Source organism: Methyloceanibacter sp. (assembly GCF_050728395.1).
Lineage (GTDB): Bacteria > Pseudomonadota > Alphaproteobacteria > Rhizobiales > Methyloligellaceae > Methyloceanibacter.
Genome location: NZ_JBOHJB010000164.1, coordinates 1 through 3,615, shown reverse-complemented (window position 1 = coordinate 3,615; position 3,615 = coordinate 1). Strand labels below are relative to the sequence as shown.

Genomic DNA, 3,615 nt, shown 5'->3' with positions numbered 1-3,615 from the left:
GCTACTTTCCGACTATTGCCTGTTGCTCACGCCTCATGCCTATTTCGTGCTCGTGGCATCTGTGTTTCTTAGAGGTAACTTTTCAGCCTGAAAAAAAAACCCTCTAAGCCTTAAAAGACGCCTCTTATGCCACCGTCCCTGGCAAATTCAACTGGTTCTCTTGGTCCGACCCGGATCTTCGCTTTTCCTCCGGGTATGGTGCCCCTATAGAATCTATCTTCCGTTATTACGCGCGGCGGTCTCGAAGTGGTGATTTTCAAGCGCTGGGCTTACGGTTGGCTGAGGAGAGAACCTTGACACCCTAATAGGTTCAGCAGTACTGTCGGTCGCAAAGTTCATCCAAAACCTATCCTCAACCGAAGGAGTCCCATCATGATGAACGCCAGAGCAGTCGCGCTGATTACGGCAGCGCTCTTGTCGTCGTCTCTTCTGGTATCGACGACTCACGCAGTCGACCCAGAGAAGCAACGTATCTACTCGAACATCGAAAACACTGGATTGTGTGGGACCGATCCCAGTGGAGCCTTCCCTCCCAGTCCATGCACAGTCCCGTCTGGACAGCGCCTGATAATCGAGCACGTCTCGGGTTATGTTTTTCTCCCCACCTCGACAAACACCACGACCGGAGTGTCGATCGTGATAACGGATCCCGGACTCGGGCTCAGTAGCGCCGCCTTCCACAACTTTGTGGCCACAAAGACCTTCCCGGGCCCAGTGTCGGATACCTTTTCCTTCTCCATTCCATTCAAAATGATGTTGAATGCCGGAGCGACCTTCTATTTCAGCCCTTCCGATAACGTCGCAGTCTCCGGATACCTGGTGAAGCAGTGAGCAAGGCGTTATATTCCGCCGCCAACAGTCACTGTCAAAGTTTTACGGGTAGTTCGGGTCGGACTGAGCTAGGTAGTTGCTTGATCAACACGTTTATCCCAGAAGAACGTGTTCTCGGCCCTTAGAGCCTCACTTTCAGCGGCAAATTGGGGGCCGTAAGTGACCCCGCCAAGGTAGAGTAGAGAACAGGCTAATCCTTCTTTAGGCAGATTCTTGGCTGTATCCACTGTTTCCAGTTTTGTGCCCGTTTAGAATCTACCGTGAAACGAAAGCCTGTTCCCCCTCATCAAACCGTGCATGCAGTTTTCCCGCACACGGCTTTCCGATGTTCTTCACGCCGAAGCATGCGCCGAGCGCCAGCCCGCGACTGTGGAGACCTTGTATAGCCCATAGCGCTCATAAAGATGACAACTTGGGAAGCGGCCTTCGCCGATGCCTCGGTCTTTCACCTTATGACGCTTCATCAAGTGCCGGCGCAGGCGCTGCTCCGCATGGGTCTTGACCTTTTCCAGGACCTGGTTCGAATTCCGATAGTGAAAGTAGTTTACCCAGCCGCTCAGACTGCGGTTCACGTTTTTCACAATCTTCTCCAGAGCAATGGGGGTCAGTTCCCGCCCGGTCAGCGCCGTCAGCTTCGTCTTGATTTTCATCAGCGACTTCTCCGACGGGCAAACATGGGGATACGGTTTGCCGGTGCGCCGCCCTCGCCTCATCCTGATCGAAAACCCCAAGAAATCAAAGCTTGCTTGCGTGGCGTCCACGACTTGCGTCTTGGCCTCGTTCAGGCTCAGACCCTGTCGTTCCAGCACATGACGCACCACCTTCAGCGGTTCTTCTACCCCCTTGCAGCACAGCACCACAAAGTCGTCCGCGTAGCGCACCAGATGCGCTTTCAGCTTTTCCTTGAGCTGCTGGCGTTGCCATACCCGATCCAGAATATGCAGATAGCAGTTGGCCAGCAACGGTGAGATGACACCCCCCTGCGGCGTGCCCTTGTTGCTGGCTTTGCCGCCGCCCACGGTCTTCTTCACACCGTTGTCGTCTTCGCTGATAACTGGGGCTTTAAGCCATTGTCTGATCAGATGCAGAATGCCACCGTCAACAATGCGCTCGGCCACCACCACCATCAGTTTGGCGTGCGGTATGCTGTCAAAGTATTTCGACAGGTCGGCGTCTATGACTTGGGTGTAGCCTGCCCATAACGTGTTGGCGATGTCGTCCACGGCGTCGTGCGCCGATCTCTTAGGCCGAAATCCATACGAATGCGCACAGAAGTCAGCTTCAAAGATCGGTTCGATGACCAGTTTCACCGCCATTTGCGCTACCCGGTCGCGAATGGTCGCAATACCCAAGGGACGCATACTGCCCTCCGCTTTGGGAATCATGACGCGCCGCACCGGTTGGGCTCGGTAGGTTTTCTCTTTCAGGTCTTGGGCCAGTTCCCGCAGTAACGTTTCTACCCCGTTTCCGTCCTCTATGGCCTCGAAGCTGATCCCGTCAACGCCGGGACTGCCTCGGTTGGCCTTAACCAGCCGCCAGGCATGATTGAGTATATCTGCCCGATACAGCTTGTCGTAGAGCGCGTAAAAGCGATAGGCCGGTTCTTGCTTGGCCTTGGCATACAGCTTCCTCTGGAGCGTCCTGATCGTATCCGGGGTGGTTAGCGACATGGCAATCCCCTGATCCTCCGCTCTTCGGTCGCACAAACAAAGCAGGGTTCCTTCCCTCGACCAGGGTTGTGTTGTCCCTCGATCTCAACCGGTACTATGAACCCCTCCGACTCCCGTTCACAGCCACTGCGCTTTCGTTTCCTTATACGCAGCGGTTGGTGGCCTCCCCGCCCCGCAAAACGGGTCTCCAGCACTGGGCACTGTGTCTTCCTCAGCATGCCGTCCCTGCTACCCCGGGAGTCAACGTCTGCCACTTCCGTTCTTTCAGCACACGTCCAACGGCCTTCCCCTTTTGACCACAGGGTCGGCTTCTCCATTTCCGTTTACGAGGCTACTCATCGGTTCATTTGCATTACGGCCTGCTCATTTGCGCTTCGGAAACTCGCAACCTTGAGTTACTTCAACGCTGCTTCCTGACACTACCAAGGCGTACGGACAACTCCTTGGACGGGACTTCAACCCGCTAGACACACTGCGGTTACTGCGAACGGTCAGGTCTATCATCGCAGCACAAGAGGGACCGTCCGCTACCTTCTCCCAGGTATTACGCTCACCCGCTTCTTTGGCCGGCGCACAATTCGTCCTACCGTGGTGAAATGAACTTCGAATTCCTTGGCGATTTGTTGATAGCCATATGCCCCGCTCTCGTACGCTACCCGAATCGCATCGTCGCGATTCTTGTATTCCCGGCGTATCGCGCTGAATTTTTTACCGCCGTTACAGATCGGGCCTTCGGATCCCAGCCCCAAAAACGTTCTCACGATTGCTCCCCAGTGTCGAGGCGAACGATGCCGACACCACTGAACAATGGCGAGCGCCACCTCTACCATTGACTCGTCGGTCTGACGCCGGCATACCTGGCCGGGCGCGCTGTTCAGTCGACCACCGATCGATCGGGAACGAGCGATCGCTGGACCCCACTGGAACATCCGCCATCCGACGGGGTCAGGGGCGAGTGTCGACGCTGCAACGGCAGCGGCCTCGTCAGAGATCGGTCGCCCGTTCGGCGCTTTCACGTGGACCTCAGCCACCCGTTCGGCCATCACAAACCATCCGATCGATTCCTCCACCGACCGGCCGACCGTGAGCAGGCCGTGGTTGCGCAGGATGCAGA

The 3,615-nt window shown here is 56.0% G+C and carries 3 protein-coding genes; 1 reads left to right on the top strand and 2 read right to left on the bottom strand.

The genetic code is table 11. The features are described from left to right. Nucleotides 1-372 precede the first annotated feature (372 nt). Nucleotides 373-831 (top strand): hypothetical protein, encoded by a 459-nt coding sequence (locus tag ACREC7_RS16090; protein ID WP_431556701.1) that lies wholly within the window; start codon nt 373-375, stop codon nt 829-831. Nucleotides 832-1,163: 332 nt separating this feature from the next. On the opposite strand, the gene ltrA is transcribed toward ACREC7_RS16090, so the two are convergent. Then, nucleotides 1,164-2,501 (bottom strand): group II intron reverse transcriptase/maturase, encoded by a 1,338-nt coding sequence (gene ltrA, locus ACREC7_RS16085; protein WP_431556700.1) that lies wholly within the window; start codon nt 2,499-2,501, stop codon nt 1,164-1,166. A gap of 527 nt (nt 2,502-3,028) precedes the next feature. Continuing rightward, on the bottom strand, nt 3,029-3,615 hold a 587-nt coding region (locus ACREC7_RS16080; RefSeq protein WP_431556699.1), incomplete at its 5' end, for a class II aldolase/adducin family protein.